The following is a 17,470-nucleotide window of genomic DNA, read 5'->3' on the forward strand; positions in this document are numbered from 1 at the left end:
ATTACAGCACAGCTTTAGTGCATGAGCACTAAAAGGCTCAAACACTTGTTTAAATTTTGTTAACTACACCAAGAATTAGTTCTGAAACTAACTCTGGGCTCTCTAAATGGCAATGATGTCCGCCAGGAACCATCTCTATCTGCGGAGGACTATGCTCTGATTTGTAGCGGTTATGCTGCAAATATCGAAATCCATGACTCCCTAATATGACTAATTGGGGACATTCTATCGCCGCCATTATCGCTTCAGCATGCGCTTGCGACATTCGATAGAGCGAATCACACTTTAGGTTTGGGTCGCATCGCCATTGCCAAGAGTTCTCGCATTCGACAATACCTTGATCAACAGTACCTCGCTCAACGATTCCTCGTTCAACAATAGGTGCTATGAGTTCAGCATCAATTTGGTTGGCGTGAGCTCTCAACTTAATTGCATCCTCAAGGCTAGCTAAAGGACGTGAAGGTTTTCTGCGCTGTCGAAGACGACTGAGTACCCCATCCCTCAAGCGAGAGACCGTTTCTTGGGGAGCTTCTGAAAGAGGTCCGTGACCTTCAATTTGAATTAATCCTGACACTTTTTCAGGAAAGGCGGCACTATAGCAACTTGCGATCAATGCACCAAGAGAATGTCCTACTAGAACCAGTCTGTTTGGTGATAATTTAACCACCAACTGATACAGGTCATCAATATAGTCATGAAATGGGTAATAACTGCCCAATTTGTGCGATGAGAAACCATGTCCAAAAAGATCGATAGCGACGAGGTGAGCATTAGGAGAAGATTGAGCCACTTGCTTCATGATCTGATTAAAACTGGCGGCGTTATCTAGCCAACCATGAATAAAAACGACCGTCGTGGCTGTGGGGTGTGGATTGCCAATCTGTTGTGTTGCAAGCGTTCCATTGGCCAAAGAGTATGACTTTTCAATCATTGAGAATGTTTCTCCCCACTTTATGTTCTTGAACGAAGGCATGGTGCTCACCTATTCCACGTTTTGAATGACACGTTTAAGCTTAACTCTTGCCTGCAACCACAAATAGAGAAATGAATAAAGGAACAATAGATAGATATAAAATTATAACCAATCACGGTTGCTGTGTTTGGTTACAAGCGTTGGTTATAACCAGTCACACAAAAGAAAAATAAAGATCATCACCCATGATGCGATTAGGGAGAACCACTAAGATGGCGACACAGGCTTGAGCAAAGCTAGATATAAATATCAACCCCAATAAGCTTCGCAAGTTCCTCTTTTTTTGCCTGGTTCATCACGTCCATATACTCTTCCATTGCACGTCGTCCACGCCCTTCTGGAAGGTCATATTGCACCTGAGCTTTATGGATCTCAGATTCTTTGACTTGGCGGATAGAATGCGAGACAGCATTCGCGACCTTAGTTGGCTGACCAACTGAGGTTTTTGCATTGCCTTTTTTTACCCCATTCTTTTTGTTGGTTCGATTGGGTTTGGAAGTGTGCCCTATCGAAGAAGGAGGTAAGCCGTTTATTGAAACCATGCTTGGAGATTCGTAGACCTGATTTAAATGATTTGTTGATTAACTTTAATAGCGGCTCTACACAATGAATTATAGAGCCAAAGTCATAGATATTTACACGTACTCGCCGTCGTTTATTCGCGGCCTGGTAGCTTTTTCCACGTCACTTTATCACGAAGATAAACAGGCTCAGACTCTTCGGCTGCGACCGCTTTACCTTCTGCATAAGCAAATTGAGCAAGGAAGGCCATATCTTGAGCTTCTGGAAACAGCACCTCACACGCTTTAGTGTGGATTGCAAGTGTGTCCATGTGCTCTGCATACGCTTCCCAACCGGTGCCGACTTTTGCCCATGTCTCAGAGTCAACGTCAACCTGCGCGGCTAATTCGCTTGGCGGTGTCACACATTCAGCATCAACCGCCGTCCAACGACCATCTTGCTCTCGACGGTATCGAGCCCAGTACACTTCACTCATGCGCGCATCAATCGCAGCTGCAACGTGAGTTTCACCAAATTTACGGTAGCTACCCTGCGCCATCGCAGCCAATGTAGAGACACCGATCATCGGTAAATCAGCACCAAAAGCCAAGCCTTGAGCAATCCCAATGCCAATACGCACGCCCGTGAAGCTACCAGGACCTTGGCCAAACGCAATAGCATCGATATCGGTTAAAGCGACATTCGCTTCTTTCAGTACTTCATCAACCATAGGTAGAATTTTTTTCGTATGGTCTCGAGGAGCCTCTTCGCTACGTGCGAACACCTGGTCACCCATTACTAATGCAACTGAACAGTTTTCAGTTGCGGTATCTACTGCAAGAATTTTTACGCTCATTTGTGTCTCAAATATCTGTTATCTAATCTAAAAATAATGGCTAAACTCACCCATGCCAATTAATCAGCAGCGGTTGAATGATCTTTAGCTAAGAATTCTTTAATGACCCCTAAGTCACGTGTGCGAGGGATCGGCGGTAAACTCGCCAAAAATATGCCACCGTAATCGCGTGTCACCAATCGGTTATCGCAAATAATCAGAGCGCCACTATCGCATTTGTCACGTATCAATCGGCCAACACCTTGTTTCAAGGTTATCACAGCGTCTGGCAACTGTACTTGTGCAAAAGGATCCCCCCCTTTTAACTTACAGTCCTCAATTCGAGCCTTAAGCAAAGGATCATCAGGAGCCGTAAAAGGCAATTTATCGATAATAACACAGCTTAATGCGTCGCCCCTAACATCGATCCCCTCCCAGAAGGCCCCCGTCGCCACCAACAATGCGTTACCCAATTCCATGAATTCGGCCAACGTTTTTTGTTTACTGGTCTCACCTTGCAATAGAACAGGTACAGTGAGTGTTTCACGAAATCGCTCGCCCAACTCTTTCATCATGCTGTGTGAAGTACACAAAAAGAAACAGCGACCTTGATTTTGCTCAATCACCGGGGTCAACATTCTTACTAGTTTATCCGCGAGACCGGGGCTATTCGGTTCAGGAAGATAACGAGGCACACACAAGCGCGCCTGATTCGGATAGTCAAACGGGCTTGGCAACGAGAACTGTGCTGAAGGCGTTAAGCCAAGTCGCGATGTGAAATGATCGAAATCATCCGACACCGCCAAGGTCGCAGAGGTAAACACCCAAGCCCCCGGTTTAAGCTCAATTTGTTCGTAAAATTTATCCGCCACGGAAAGCGGCGTGATGTGCAAAGCAAAGTGGCGTGGCGTGGTGTCATACCAATACGAGTAGCCGGAAATCGACACATCACACACACGTTCGATACGCGACTTAATCATGGTGGCGCGTTCGAAAGCCGTATCTAACAGTTGACTCCGCCCAAGTGCTAACTTCAATACATCCACTGCGAGTTGTAGAGCATCTTGTAAACGCACCAACTCTCTCGCTATCGATTGGGATTTTAAAGCCTCACGCCAGTTACCACGGAAGCCAGTATCGCCAAGAACAATGCGTAAATCGGCAGCTGACTGAATGAGTTTATCTCCGACTTTTTGCAATTGACGCATGTCTTTGGCTTCAGTGCGGTAGGCAATCTCAATGTCTTTGGCTAATTCTTGGATCTGTCGACTCGACACAGATTGACCAAAATAGTGGCTGGCAATATCAGGAAGTTGATGCGCCTCATCAAAAATAAACACATCGGCTTCAGGGATCAGCTCACCAAATCCGGTCTCTTTAATCGCTAAATCCGCTAAGAACAGGTGGTGATTCACAACCACCACATCGGAATCCATCGCTTTTTTACGCGCTTTAAGCACAAAGCAATCGGTATAACTCGGGCATTCTTTACCCAAGCAATTGTCATTGGTTGAAGTAATAGTAGGAATGATAGGGCTATCTTCAGCAATATCATCACAGTCACCTAAATCGCCCGTTTGTGTTGACGACGACCAGCTGCGCACCTTCACCAACTGAGCTAAAAGCGTTGGATCGGTGTGAGTACCATGACTTTCGATCATTTGCCGACTCAACCGGTCTAAGCACAAATAGTTTGAACGACCTTTCAGCAGAGCAACCTGACCATAAAAGCCAAGCGCATCAACCATTAATGGTAAATCACGATGGAACAACTGCTCTTGAAGATTTTTAGATCCCGTACTGATAATGATTTTCTTGCCACTGAGCAGTGCCGGCACGAGATAAGCAAACGTCTTACCCGTTCCCGTCCCAGCCTCAACAACCAATTGACTCTGTTGTTGGATAGCTTGAGAGACGGCTTCAGCCATGTCCAATTGGGCCTGTCGTGGTTGAAATCCAGGGATAGCTTTACCCAGAGCACCGTCAGCAGAAAACGTTTTAGATATCATAGAGTACGAGATTGAGAAAAATAGGACATGAATTATGGCAGGTTTAGTCAGTCGGCGCGAATCAAGAATGACTTTGCACCGACGCTATAAAGGTTATGCTAATCTGCCTGAAAAAGGCAAAGTTGAGGAAAGATTAAAGCCTGATTTTTATTTTCTGTTGAGATAACGCGATAACCAAGGGGCTCCTTCAAATTGGTCATCACAAGGCTGTATCGCTTTTGCTGCATCGATTGGAGAGGTTTTACTTTCCCACAACTCATTTAAAAGCTGACCATCGAGATCAGGGCCTCCCACTAATGAATTGACACGCTTGCAGTACAGTTTTTTTGCTAATAACTCTTTATCCATAAGTACTACCTCTATTTTAAGCCAAGACTGAACTGCCAAGGCTGAACTTCCACTGCTTGTTTCAGGGCAAAGCTTTGAAAATAAAGCCTCTGCTCAGGGTCTCTCAAAACGGATATTTCTACATTAAGCCATCTATCGAAGTCACGGATGGACTGCAGAATAGGTTGAAACCAATCTGATAATAGATTACTTATAATGAAGATATTGCGGTTCAGCTCACCCTTCGACGGCCTGCATTTAATTTGAAGAACAAAAATATTTCATGGAAGTAAGATGCAAATGGAAAGAAAAACGTTATTAACACATTGTACTGACGCCCCAGGGCTCATCTCAAAAATCACCAACATTTGTTACAAGCACCAACTCAATATTATTCACAATAATGAGTTCGTAGATAACACCTGTGGCCACTTTTTCATGCGTACCGAGTTAGAAGGGTATTTCAATAATGAAACCTTGCTTGCCGATTTAGATCAAGCCCTACCAGAACATGCAATGCGGAAACTTGTTGATTCCTCTCGTAAGCGTGTTGTTATCTTAGTGACCAAAGAAGCACACTGTCTTGGTGATATTCTGATGAAGAACTTCGATGGTAGCTTAGATGTTGAAATCGCCGCCGTTGTCGGTAACTACGACGCTCTACAAAGTTTAACCGAACGTTTCGATGTCCCTTACCACCATATTTCTCACGAAGGATTAAACCGAGAAGAACATGAGCAGAAGATGCTTGAAGTGATTGAGCAATATGAGGCTGACTACCTCGTACTTGCGAAGTACATGCGCGTGCTAACTCCGGGGTTTGTTGAGAAATTCAATCATAAGATCATTAACATTCACCACAGTTTTTTACCTGCGTTTATTGGTGCGAAGCCATACCAACAAGCGTATGAGCGTGGCGTAAAAATCATTGGTGCAACGGCGCACTTCGTGACCAACGATTTGGATGAAGGCCCAATCATTAAGCAAGATGTTATCCCTGTGGATCACAACTTCAGCGCGAAAGACATGGCACAAGCCGGTCGTGACGTAGAGAAGAATGTATTAAGTAAGGCGTTAAATAAGGTAATCAACGATCACGTGTTTGTTTATGGCAACAAGACAGTGATCCTGTAAACCAAATATGGGACCAACTAAAACGCGCAATAGGATTAACCCATTGCGCGTTTTTTGTAGCGGATGATCAGACTCGCTTTATGAGATGCCCGACTACGCTCCTTCGTCGCTATCGGGAATGACGAACTCGGTGATGAATCTTCCAGCTATAGGCTCTAACATACGTCCTCGAATACTCAGTCTCCAAAGAGAAACTCTGGCAAACACTCTCGAACACCCCGTCATTCCGACGAACCTAGGCGAGATCAGGAATCTATTGTCAGCAACTATCTACTCAAATTAAGCCTGTTCTGATTCCACAATCTTCTTCAAAGAGTGTGGGTGCAACTTGATGCAAATCCCTTGATGTTTAAAAGCCACAGTTGGGTTATTCAAACGTTCACCCTCGCCTTTTGGGCTAGAGAGTTTGATCTTAACGCCTTGCTCAGCCAGTGTTTCAAAGTTAGCAGCGAACTGCGGGTAAGTTTCTTTAAGATCCGCTAGGTACTCATCAGCCGTTTGAGCGTGAGACGGAATCACAAACTCAATGTGTTCCCAATCTTGGCTTGGGTAAATTTTACCTTCTGCAGGGTATGGCAACTCTAAGCATTCAATTTTCCAGCCAAGGCTTTGCAACGGTTCATCGAAAGCCAACACCACAATTGGACGACCATTGATCATCGCCTCTGAAATCGTAGAGCCATAATCAGACCATGCTTGATGCGCAGATTTCGCGAGCTCAGTGTCATTGATTCTTAGCGCAATATGATCCGCTTGAGCAAAGCTTAAATCCAAACCTAATCTATTTCCTAGGTTCTCAATCTTTGCCATAAAGATATCAAGGCGGGCGATCATTTGTTGTGGTTCTAGTTCAGCTTGCTTCAGGCTCATCATCATTGTCTGTGTTCTCTAAATAATGGCTGCATGTTATCAGTTTTGTCCTTAGCAACAAGCGTTGCTTTAGCAAAAAGTTACTGAATAGATACGCAGTCTTAGTCTCTTAAATAGGTAAAGTTAGCTAGGTAAAAGTCGTCGAGCAAAAACCTCTCAGGAAATGTCAATTTTCTATCAATTCGACCTATAAGAAGCCTCACAAAATTGGTATGATTAACTCCATTTTTGTGAACTTAAACAGAGTCTGTTGCTCATTTCGGCATTAAATCGTTAGCTAGAAGCATAATTAACCAATTTAGTCGCCACGAAATAACGCCCCACTCTTATCATCCTTGAATTGAAGGAAACGCGCGTGAATATCCAAGCACTTATTAATGACAAAGTATCTCAGGCTCTAGAAGCCGCTGGCGCACCTGCAGGCTCTCCTGCTGCTGTTCGCCAATCTGCAAAACCACAATTTGGTGACTACCAAGCAAACGGCGTTATGGGTGTTGCTAAACGACTGGGCACTAACCCTCGAGAATTTGCTCAAAAAGTATTGGACGTTCTAAACCTAGACGGTATCGCTTCTAAAGTTGAAATCGCAGGTCCAGGTTTCCTAAACATTTTCCTTGATGAAGCTTTTTTAGCACAGCAAGCAGACACAGCACTTTCTGACTCTCGCCTTGGTGTCACTCTTGCTGAAACACAAACGATTGTTGCGGATTATTCTGCGCCAAACGTTGCCAAAGAGATGCACGTTGGTCACCTACGTTCAACCATCATCGGTGATGCGGTAGTTCGTACTCTTGAGTTCCTAGGCCACAACGTTATCCGTGCTAACCACATCGGTGACTGGGGTACTCAATTTGGTATGCTTATCGCAAACCTTGAGCGCGTTCAAGCTGAGTCTGGCGAAGTTTCAATGGAGCTTGCTGACCTTGAAGGCTTCTACCGTGAATCTAAAAAGCTGTACGATGAAGACGAAGAATTCGCCGTTAAAGCACGTGGCTACGTTGTTAAACTGCAAAGCGGCGACGAGTTCTGCGCAGAGATGTGGAAGAAGCTGGTTGACGTTACGATGATTCAAAACCAACGTAATTACGACCGTCTAAACGTGTCTCTTACTCGTGATGATGTAATGGGTGAAAGTATGTACAACAACATGCTACCTGCCATTATTGCCGATCTGAAAGCGCAAGGTATTGCCGAAGAAGATGATGGCGCACAAGTTGTGTTCCTCGATGAATACAAAAACAAAGATGGCGACCCAATGGGTGTTATCATCCAGAAGCGTGACGGCGGCTTCCTTTACACAACAACGGATATTGCTTGTGCAAAATACCGTTTTGAAGAACTGGGCGCAGACCGCGTACTGTACTTTATCGACTCACGTCAACACCAACACCTAATGCAAGCTTGGTCTATCGTTCGTAAAGCGGGTTATGTCCCAGAATCTGTTTCTCTAGAACATCACGCGTTCGGCATGATGCTAGGGAAAGATGGTAAACCCTTCAAGACTCGTGCTGGCGGTACTGTTCGTCTTGCTGATCTTCTTGATGAAGCCGAAGTTCGTGCTGCGCAGCTGATCGAATCGAAGAACCCAGAACTCGCAGAAGACGAAAAGAAAGCGATCGCTAACACCGTAGCGATGGCATCAGTTAAGTACGCAGACCTTTCAAAGCACCGTACAACGGACTACGTGTTCGATTGGGACAATATGCTTGCGTTCGAAGGTAACACTGCACCCTACATGCAATACGCATACACTCGTGTTGCTTCAATCTTTGCTAAAGCGGGCATTTCGATGGACTCTCTTGAAGGTGAAATAAAAATCACTGAAGAGAAAGAGAAAGCACTTATTGCTAAGCTTCTGCAATTTGAAGAAGCCGTACAGTCTGTTGCTCGCGAAGGTCAACCACACATCATGTGTAGCTACCTGTTCGAACTTGCTGGCCAGTTCTCTAGCTTCTACGAAGCGTGCCCTATCCTAGTTGCTGAAGATGAAACGGTGAAACAAAGCCGTCTGAAACTCGCAGCACTGACAGCTAAGACTATCAAGCAAGGTCTATCGCTTCTAGGTATCGACACGCTAGAACGCATGTAAGCGATTCGAAGTTCGAGAAAATTAGAAAGGTTGGTGTGAAAGCGCCAACCTTTTATTGTCTCTGGAGGTTCGATTATCTATGCAACTCACCGTCCGACTCAATAAGCGATCTGCGACTATATTCCTTCGTCGCTCTAAGAGATGACGAAACATATTTCTACCCGACCATCATACCCTACAGTGAGGCACTAACGTGGTCGGAATCTGCTGATTAAGAACGTAAGCCCTAGCCACATTCCACCTCCAACCTTATACTCATGTAAAACAATTAATTGGAAAGATCATGAGCTTCGAACTTCACCCACAACTTGCGAAAGACACCACACTTATCGGCGAATTTCCACTGAGCTTGGCTCTGCTACACAAAGATAACGCTGTGCCTTGGGTTATCTTGGTACCAAAACGTGCCGACCTCAAAGAGTTGCACCACTTACCCATGAAAGAGCAACAACAGTTCCTACATGAATCTCAGGCGGTAAGCCAAGCACTTGAAGCCACGTTCCAACCAGACAAATTGAACCTTGGTGCGCTGGGTAATATGGTGCCACAACTGCACATCCACCATATAGCACGCTTCAAAGACGATATCGCATGGCCAGGTCCAGTATGGGGTAATACCAAAAGCGAGCAGCGCAGTGAAGAAGAGCAAACCACTATCCTAACTCGTATACAAAATGTTCTGTCACTGAGTTCTATCTTCAAAAAAGCGTAATTCGAACTCATCACATTACGCTTTAAAACAAGATCGTTGAGAAAAAGCACATAACAAAAAGCCGCTCTACAATCGTTGAGCGGCTTTTAATGTTCTACTCTCGCTATTTTCAACGAGTATACAAAACTCTGAACTACATCATCACGTTAAGAGACAGACCCTCTTGTTTGCTGATGGTGTAACGTATACGGGTGGTATGCCCATGTTTGTTAGTATCAACCAAACGCGAGATTTTGCCTTTCTTGACCCACACATTCAGCATTGCATCGACGCCGTCTTCACTCAGACCAAATTTTGCAGCGAGTTCTTTACGCGCTGCGACGCCTTGGTTATCAATGTATTGATGAAGTTCAGTTAAGATCATACCACTTGCACCTCTAATACTTGTTGCTTACGGCCGACTTTCTTAAAGACTCGATAAGTCAGTACAAAACCTCCGGCAATCGCTACCATCCATACCGCGCTGCTGATAGGGTGAACTGCGAAATTTGCCGCTTGGTAATAGAAGGTCGCACCGAAATAGCCAAGCGCCATCGTCCAAACCGCGATGAAACGTGCAAAAGTCTGACCAAATTCACGAACATAAGCCCCCATCGCTGCCACACAAGGCGTGTAAAGCAAGATAAGAATCAAGTAAGCGAATGCCGCATGACCAGATACAAACTTGTCTTTCAAGTTGCCAAAGATAGAGGTATCCACTTCTTGGTCAGCTGCCACAGAGCTAGAGTCAGACAAGTCGCCAACTTCAATACCTAATGGATCTGAGTAGCTCAAACCAGCTAGGTTTTCAGGGATCGTCATGACGGCTTCGTGTAGGCTTGCTGCTAAGTCAAACTCAGCCGCCTCTTCGTCAGAAGGCGTTGTGTATAAGCTGTTAAGCGTACCAACAACGGCTTCTTTGGCGAAGATCCCCGTAATGATACCAACCGTGGCAGGCCAGTTCTCTTCAGTAATACCAATCGGTTGAAAGACAGGTGTCACTATTTGAGCTGCCTTAGATAGCACAGAGTTTTCACTGTCTTCATTACCAAAGCTACCGTCCATACCGAGAGAGTTTAGGAAGCTAAGAATAGCCACAACCATCACGATGGTTTTACCTGCGCCAAGTACGAAACGCTTCAGCTTCTGCCATGTTTTTAGCATCACGTTTTGCACGGTTGGCAATTCGTAATCCGGCATTTCCATGACCAAGCTATCACTGCTACCAGGATAGATGGTGTTTTTAAGGAACAGACCCGTGAACACAGAAGCAACGATACCCATGATGTAAAGAGCAAACACCACGTTTTGTCCAGTACCAGGGAAAAACGCGGCTGCGAACAGTGCGTATACCGGTAAACGAGCACCACATGACATAAACGGTGCCATCGATGCTGCCAGTTTGCGCTCACGTTCTTGATCAAGAGTACGCGTTGCCATGATGGAAGGTACATTACAGCCAAAACCAAGTACCAAAGGTACAAACGCTTTGCCTGGTAAGCCAATCTTTTGCATCACTTTATCAAGTACAAAGGCAGCGCGAGCCATGTAACCCGAGCTTTCTAAAACCGCTAAGAACAAGTAAAGCGCTGAGATAACAGGAATAAAGGTCGCGACCGTTTGGATACCACCACCAATACCGTCAGCCAGTATCGTTACGAACCAAACTGGTAAGTGACCGTCTAGTAAGTGATGACCACCGTCAACCAATAGCGCACCGACACCAATATCAAAGAAATCGATGAACGCGCTACCAATGTTAATGGAGAACATAAACATCAGATACATAATGACGAAGAAGAAAGGAATCCCCACCCATTTATTAAGAATGAATTGGTCTGCCTTTTCAGTAAAGTTCCGGCTGAGCTTTCCTTCACTGCGACGAACACGTTTACAAAGATCATGCAAGAAAGTGTATTTCGCATCAGCAACAGCAAGGTCGATATCAAATTCAGCCCCAAGACGCACGCCATCAATTTGAGTACGAGTTTGCGGAGCCAGCCCGTTCAATACCAAGTAATCATTTTCTAAAGCACGAATCGCGAGCGCTCGAGGAGAAACATCCGCTTCCTCAAACTGTACTTCAACAGAAGGAATCAGTGCTTCTAACGCGGGATCATAATCAATAGAAATAGGAGCAAGGCTCACACCTTGAACTAACAGCTTATGTAAGCGTTCTTTAAAGCGAACGACTTGACCTTTGTCGTTTGCAGACAAACTTAGAACAGGACAACCTAACTCTTTCTCTAGCGCTTTAAGATTAATCACCTGACGTTCACGCTTTAATACATCCATTTTATTCAATACTACGATCATTGGACGCCCCAACTCTCGCAATTGCAATGTCATGTATAAGCTACGTTCCAAACAACTCGCATCAACCACATTGATGATAACGTCGGCAGGATGAGTCAGAACCGCACGCGAGGCTATAGATTCATCAATGCTGTTTGCATCATTGCCACTGTCTAGTGCGTAGATGCCCGGTAAATCCGTTAGCTGAAATTGATCTCCCGCATGTGAGTAAACACCGGTCTTCTTTTCTACGGTGACACCAACCCAGTTACCCACGTGCTGTTTAGCGCCAGTCAGTGCATTAAATAATGTTGTTTTACCACTATTCGGGTTACCAACGGTTAAAACTTGATAATCCATTTTAGATAACCTCGATTTGTTCTGCGATACTTTCACGAATGGCGATAGAAACGCCTCTCACCTCAACTTGCAGCGGGTCACCCATAGGTGCGCGACGGATAAGTGTCACCTCGGTTTTTGGCAACAGACCCATGACCATTAGTTTTTTTCTAACCTCTGGTGTTAGGCCTGTAAGTGCAACAATAGAAGCCGCTTTGCCTTGCTCTAGTTGTGAGAGTTTCATAAATACCCAATTCGTGATTGATAATGAGAAAGATTGTTATTAGCACGCATAATACACAGATATACTCACAATTCCATTGTGTGAAATCAATTTTTTCGAAAATATACACTCGTAAGTTTCGTTAAAAACATTTACGTCAAAAACGTTACTTTTAACAATCGCCTCGTTTAGTTCGATCATGGCAACCATCCAAAACTAAAAATAAACAATAAATATCAGCAACTTATAAAGTTGTCGCTTTTATTACAGGCATCTGGCGTTAATTTTATAAGTAAAATAAGTAGCTGGCCGTATAGTTATCTCATCGAAGAGAAATCCCTTCTCTTTAATTTTATTCCAGAGGTGATGTGGCTTGCCATATCACTCCGGCAGCAAGCGAAGGTGTCCTTGGCACCCGTGGTATAGTCCCCCCGGCTATACCACGACATTTTTTTTCTTTTATTCCCGACTTCACCATCCAAACAATCTTTAAACTCTCAGCTTACCCTCTCGTATCTCGTATCTCGTATCTCGTATCTCGTATCTCGTAGAATCATAAAAAAGCCCCAACACGAATGTCGAGGCCAATAGTTTTATTTTAGGCTTATACAGGAATGAACCCCGTCTTAATTAGTCTTCGTTGTTTTCCGCAAACTTAGAAGGAGGCATTCCAAAATGATGCTTAAATCGTTGGCTAAAATAGGAGGGGTCATTAAAGCCTGAATCAAATGCGACGTCTGACACTTTTTCTCCAGCCAACAATCTTTCACAAGCATGCTCCAGACGAACTTCGCTAAGGTGCTCTTTAAATGTCTTATCGTAAGCAGATTTGAAACGCCGTTGTAAGCTTCTCTCAGACATAAACAAATACTTTGCCGCGATAGCGGTACCAAACTCAGCATCAGCATAATGCTCACTGACAAGCTGCGACACTTTATTCTTCCATTCTTGCTCCGCACTGAGCTTTTGTTGTTCTGGCGTTGATGCTGCTATGTGAATAGTTTTAATCTGTTCTATCGTACTCGATTCGATGTTATCCAATGCCTGATACTTAATCGGCCAAGAAAGCTGAACCTTGTTCTGTGAATCAGAAACAAATGCGTTAAGTTCACCGCCACTTTGATTCATCAATAAAGGTAATTTTTCGATATTGAGATCCGTCGACTTTCCATTCCCCTCATTTATTGATGAAGCCAGTTTAGGGAAAGGCATTCCATGATCAAGAAGGGTAACGACTAAATGTTCTTTCACCTCTTCAACCAATACCACCATACTCTGTGACTTAAAATTTCTCTTAATAACACTCGCAACCAAGCTATTGAAAATAATATCCAAGTTGAAATATAACAACGATACATGCCTATGATTAGTTTCAACTTTAATATCAAGCTCAATCCCGGCTTTGACCAATTCACCTTTCCAAGCCTTGAGCACAGATTCCAAAATTAAGATCACATCACAACACACGGTTCCTGATCCCTCTTGGCTATTACTCAGTTGAGCCAGCCCGCTTTTCAATGTCAAGATTGGTGACCGACTGGGGTCATCATTCCAACTGGGCATCATCGCGGCAATATGGGATACCTCATCGGAAAGTGCTTTAGCGGTGTGGGCGACCAACGCATTTTTAACGGATAGTTGCTTTTTAAGTTGTTGGTTCGTCGTCAATAAGATACGACTTTGGTGGCTCAATTGGTCCGTTTTTAATGCGACTTGCGCTTTTAAGTGTCGGTTAGCAAAAGTGACATAACGCGACCGCCAAAAAACAAGAACCATCACTAAACCGGTCAACATAATAAGCAAGCTAGCCACCGCCCAGCGAGTCAAATACCAAGGTTCAGCAATAGAAAACTGTTGAGTGGTCGCCGCAAATCGATACTGGGCGTCATTCATCGGTTTTACTTCGAGTGTATAGTCACCTGGCAGTAAATGATCCAATGTTAATAACCCGCCCTCAAACTCACTCCAAGCCTCGTCATGGTTAAGCCTATACTCCATCGCCGGTGCAAATGTGGCAGGCAGAGTTCCGAGCTTAAAGCCAATGGATGAGCCGTAAGGAATCGCTTCTAAATCAACCGTTGCCCCACCAAGAGACACGGTCTGTTGATTAACACTTATCTGACTAAGCAATGCTCGACTATGTGGTATTTGGGACTCTAATAACTCATGCGATAAGGCCGTAACGACTCCATATTTTGAGCCTAAAACCAGCGTTGAGGATTGCTTTTCCTCACTGTAAAACCGTGCGCATGCTCCCGACACCAACTCATTAGTGATCAGGCCAAATGGCGAACCGATGTGTTTCTGCAGTTGACCATCTAAGCCGTAGTAACTAAGACCTTTTGACGATCCTAACCAAACGCCGTTATCATCACTTATCAAGCAATTTGGACTAATATTGGCCTCAATGAGAGCAATCTCTTCAATCGCATGAGTATTATAAGGGATGCGATAAACACCATAACTCCCCGCGAACCATTGCGATCCATCTTTGGCTGTTACAATATCGACAACTTTACCAAATCGCTCACTCGAACGGATAAAGCTAATTCTCTTATCAACAAAAGCGTAAAATCCGTGATCAGTACCAATATAGACACGACCTTGCAAACCAATATTGATACCCGTAATTTTCGCTGGCAAAAATTTATCCACTAACCAATCGGTTCCAAAAGTGGTCAAAGCCATGGTATCGAGCGACAATGAATAAAGACTCTGTCCAGAACTAAACCAAAGTACGTTATCGGCTTGCAGCGCAAAGTTCTCAATGTGGAGACCTTCAATGGCTCTGGGTAACCGGATTGATTCCATAGCTAAAGTTTTGATATTAAATATAATAATACCATTTTCGGTTGCTAACCAAATGGAAGAGCCTATCACTTCAAAGTCCTTCACAGGCTTAGAATAAACACGAACTGGGTTTTCACTGCTTTGAGCGTCGACTAAATACAAGCCCGTAGAGGAAGCGACCCAAGAACGACTACTGCTGATAGGCTTTATCTTATTTATCAATATATTGCTGGCATTCATTCCCTTTCCAATTATCGATTTTCTAGAGAACCTATTGCTGTACAAAGAGAAATATCGGATACCATTATTCGTTGCGATCCACATTCCACCAGCGTGATCATTGACCAACGAATATATTTTCTCACCCGGCAAGGAGAATTTTTGATTCGCGACTTGTTCAAACCGTGTAACCTGCCCCGTAATAAAATTGTAACTAATCAGTCCATGCTCCGTCCCAATCCAGTATTGCTCGGCCGTTTCAGCAACAGACAGTACATTCGAACCTTGCACATAAGTCTCTTTATCTGGATTTTCAAGATCAACAATAACCGCACCATTTAACGTGCCGATGACAAGTTCATGTCTTGTTTTTGAAAAGTAGACCGTCTCAATCGGTTTTTTCTTTGAGGCGGCGATATGAGTAAACTCTTGATTCTCAGAGATATAAACTCCCGAGCTTGTCGCTAACACCCATTTTGACAACACCTTTTCCGCATCATTGACCACAATGTCACTGCTGTTGTTGTATCGATATAATTTAAGTAATGAGTAGGTGGAAAACTCTAAGGACTGGGTATCATAAGTATAAAAATTACTGCCATCTGTTACCCATATATAATCACCCGATACACCGATATTAGCGATCTCGGCACCCGGGCTTAAACTGAACGCGAGTTCATTACCAATACCCGGATTGTGTCTATACACCTCATTATCGAAATAACTCCAAAACTCACCGTTAAGAAACGCCACTTTTTCTGAAGGAAACTGCAGAAGACTGCCCTTACGAGGCAACAAGGTACGACCATCGTAAAATAGCACTTTGCCATGCACATCGTGGATCCAAAGCCCACCACCGGTACCCAGGTATAAATTTTTTGCCGCAAGGAAATTCCCTTGCGCTTGAACGGGCAAAGGATAAAAAACAGAGGGTGATGTATTTACCGCAAGAACGCTAAATGAAATGCTCATTAACATGAACATTCTGAAGATAATTTGATACAACTTTTAATCCTGAACAGCAACAACACATGACATTTAGGTAACAAGTATGTCTAAACATCGTTTAAAGCAAAGTAGAGTTTTTTTGTGATTATTATTATCTTTCTATTTTAGCGGAAATTATCAAAGGAGAAAGAAGGTTTCTTGTTTGTTGGAAGGTTTTATCTTAGCGGTCACGAAAATGCCGCAAAAAGCGGCATAATTCATAAATTATCGAGAGTAAAATAGAGTAAGGAATACGCGTTATTGATTATTTTGAGCTTAAACAGCTTGTGTAGCTGTCGGTGACTTGTTGAAGAAAATCGAAATAACTTCCACTTTTCACTTCAATATTTGAACCCATAGGATCAAGCTTCCCTTGTTTGGTATTACTTCCACGAGTGACGGACTCAATGACTGTCGGGGTAAATTGAGGTTCAGCGAAAACACATTGAACCTTGTCTCGCACTAATGTTTTCTTAATCGCAATCAAGCTCTTTGCTCCAGGTTTGCGATCTGGGCTAACGGTAAAATGACCTAAGTTGTTCAGTTCAAACTCTTGTTCAAAGTAACCATATGCGTCATGAAAAACGTAATAACCTTTGTCCTTGACTGGTGCCAGTTGAGCACGAATAGAGTGTTCTTTCTCTTTCAACGCGATTAAAAATGAATCGAGGTTCTCTTGATACGCCATTGCATTATCTGGATCCGTTTCCATCAATTTCGCTGAAATAAATTTTGCGGCAACTTTAACTTGATCGATCCCTAGCCAAAAATGTGGGTCATGACTGCCATGATGATGCCCTTCATGAGCGTCATGGTCTTGATGTCCAAATTCTCTTAGCGCAATTCCTGGGATTGAGCTTATCTGAATGACATTTTCTTTCGAGCCAATCACCTTCGTCAAAAACGCTTCTAGGTCAGGGCCAAACCAGATAACCATATCGGCACTGTGAACTTTTTTGACATCCGATGGCTTAAGCGCATAATCATGCGGCGAAGCATTGCTGTTCATTAACACCTCAGGCTCACTGACGCCCTGCGTTAATTCCGTGACAATCATTTGAATAGGTTTAAAGCTTGTTAGAATAGTATTGGCACTTGCAACACTTGGCGCTAAAAGCAAAGTAGCAAGTATAAAAGATGAACGTGACATAATCCCTCGATAATAGAAAAGTAGCGTAGGCTTGAGGT

14 protein-coding genes are annotated in these 17,470 nt (G+C 43.8%); 3 read left to right on the forward strand and 11 right to left on the reverse strand.

Annotated elements, in window-relative coordinates; all coding sequences use genetic code 11:
* Window positions 1-49 precede the first annotated feature (49 nt).
* The 5 genes from OCU36_RS09470 to OCU36_RS09490 all read right to left on the reverse strand — a co-directional run bounded on the left by OCU36_RS09470 (window position 50) and on the right by OCU36_RS09490 (window position 4,666).
* Window positions 50-931, reverse strand: a complete 882-nt coding sequence (locus OCU36_RS09470; protein ID WP_261839721.1) for an alpha/beta fold hydrolase — start codon at window positions 929-931, stop codon at window positions 50-52.
* 278 nt (window positions 932-1,209) lie between these two features.
* The gene (locus OCU36_RS09475; RefSeq protein ID WP_261837771.1) at window positions 1,210-1,515 is read right to left on the reverse strand and encodes a chromosome partitioning protein ParA; all 306 of its coding nucleotides are present in this window, start codon (window positions 1,513-1,515) and stop codon (window positions 1,210-1,212) included.
* Window positions 1,516-1,628: 113 nt separating this feature from the next.
* Window positions 1,629-2,330, reverse strand: a complete 702-nt coding sequence (gene tsaB / locus OCU36_RS09480) for a tRNA (adenosine(37)-N6)-threonylcarbamoyltransferase complex dimerization subunit type 1 TsaB (protein ID WP_261837772.1) — start codon at window positions 2,328-2,330, stop codon at window positions 1,629-1,631.
* A gap of 59 nt (window positions 2,331-2,389) precedes the next feature.
* Window positions 2,390-4,318: an ATP-dependent DNA helicase gene (locus OCU36_RS09485; RefSeq protein ID WP_261837773.1), complete on the reverse strand. Its 1,929-nt coding sequence runs from the start codon at window positions 4,316-4,318 to the stop codon at window positions 2,390-2,392.
* 147 nt (window positions 4,319-4,465) lie between these two features.
* Window positions 4,466-4,666, reverse strand: coding sequence for a hypothetical protein (locus OCU36_RS09490; RefSeq protein WP_261837774.1), 201 nt, complete (start codon window positions 4,664-4,666; stop codon window positions 4,466-4,468).
* A gap of 279 nt (window positions 4,667-4,945) precedes the next feature.
* On the opposite strand from OCU36_RS09490, the gene purU reads away from it, so the two are divergent.
* Entirely contained in the window at window positions 4,946-5,779 is an 834-nt protein-coding gene (purU, locus tag OCU36_RS09495) for a formyltetrahydrofolate deformylase (RefSeq protein WP_261837775.1), read from the forward strand.
* Window positions 5,780-6,058: 279 nt separating this feature from the next.
* Here purU and OCU36_RS09500 read toward each other — a convergent pair whose 3' ends face one another.
* Window positions 6,059-6,655 carry a VOC family protein gene (locus tag OCU36_RS09500; RefSeq protein WP_261837776.1) on the reverse strand — a complete coding sequence of 199 codons (597 nt, stop codon included), beginning with the start codon at window positions 6,653-6,655 and terminating at the stop codon, window positions 6,059-6,061.
* Window positions 6,656-7,004: 349 nt separating this feature from the next.
* Here OCU36_RS09500 and argS point away from each other — a divergent pair, with 349 nt between their 5' ends.
* The gene (gene argS, locus OCU36_RS09505; protein WP_261837777.1) at window positions 7,005-8,738 is read left to right on the forward strand and encodes an arginine--tRNA ligase; all 1,734 of its coding nucleotides are present in this window, start codon (window positions 7,005-7,007) and stop codon (window positions 8,736-8,738) included.
* A gap of 283 nt (window positions 8,739-9,021) precedes the next feature.
* Complete coding sequence (locus tag OCU36_RS09510; RefSeq protein WP_261837778.1) at window positions 9,022-9,450, forward strand: HIT family protein; 429 nt, start codon at window positions 9,022-9,024, stop codon at window positions 9,448-9,450.
* A 133-nt stretch (window positions 9,451-9,583) separates the two neighbouring features.
* Here OCU36_RS09510 and OCU36_RS09515 read toward each other — a convergent pair whose 3' ends face one another.
* From OCU36_RS09515 to znuA, 5 genes are all read right to left on the reverse strand, one after another.
* Window positions 9,584-9,814 carry a FeoC-like transcriptional regulator gene (locus OCU36_RS09515; protein WP_261837779.1) on the reverse strand — a complete coding sequence of 77 codons (231 nt, stop codon included), beginning with the start codon at window positions 9,812-9,814 and terminating at the stop codon, window positions 9,584-9,586.
* A complete protein-coding gene (gene feoB / locus OCU36_RS09520) occupies window positions 9,811-12,084 on the reverse strand; it encodes a Fe(2+) transporter permease subunit FeoB (RefSeq protein ID WP_261837780.1) in 2,274 nt (757 codons plus the stop codon). The genes OCU36_RS09515 and feoB overlap by 4 nt, the downstream gene beginning before the upstream one ends.
* Window position 12,085: 1 nt before the next feature.
* Window positions 12,086-12,307, reverse strand: coding sequence for a FeoA family protein (locus OCU36_RS09525; RefSeq protein ID WP_261837781.1), 222 nt, complete (start codon window positions 12,305-12,307; stop codon window positions 12,086-12,088).
* A 609-nt stretch (window positions 12,308-12,916) separates the two neighbouring features.
* Complete coding sequence (locus tag OCU36_RS09530) at window positions 12,917-16,267, reverse strand: AraC family transcriptional regulator (protein WP_261837782.1); 3,351 nt, start codon at window positions 16,265-16,267, stop codon at window positions 12,917-12,919.
* A gap of 280 nt (window positions 16,268-16,547) precedes the next feature.
* Entirely contained in the window at window positions 16,548-17,432 is an 885-nt protein-coding gene (gene znuA / locus OCU36_RS09535) for a zinc ABC transporter substrate-binding protein ZnuA (protein WP_261837783.1), read from the reverse strand.
* Window positions 17,433-17,470: the final 38 nt, after the last annotated feature.

Source organism: Vibrio artabrorum, from assembly GCF_024347295.1.
GTDB classification, from domain to species: domain Bacteria; phylum Pseudomonadota; class Gammaproteobacteria; order Enterobacterales; family Vibrionaceae; genus Vibrio; species Vibrio artabrorum.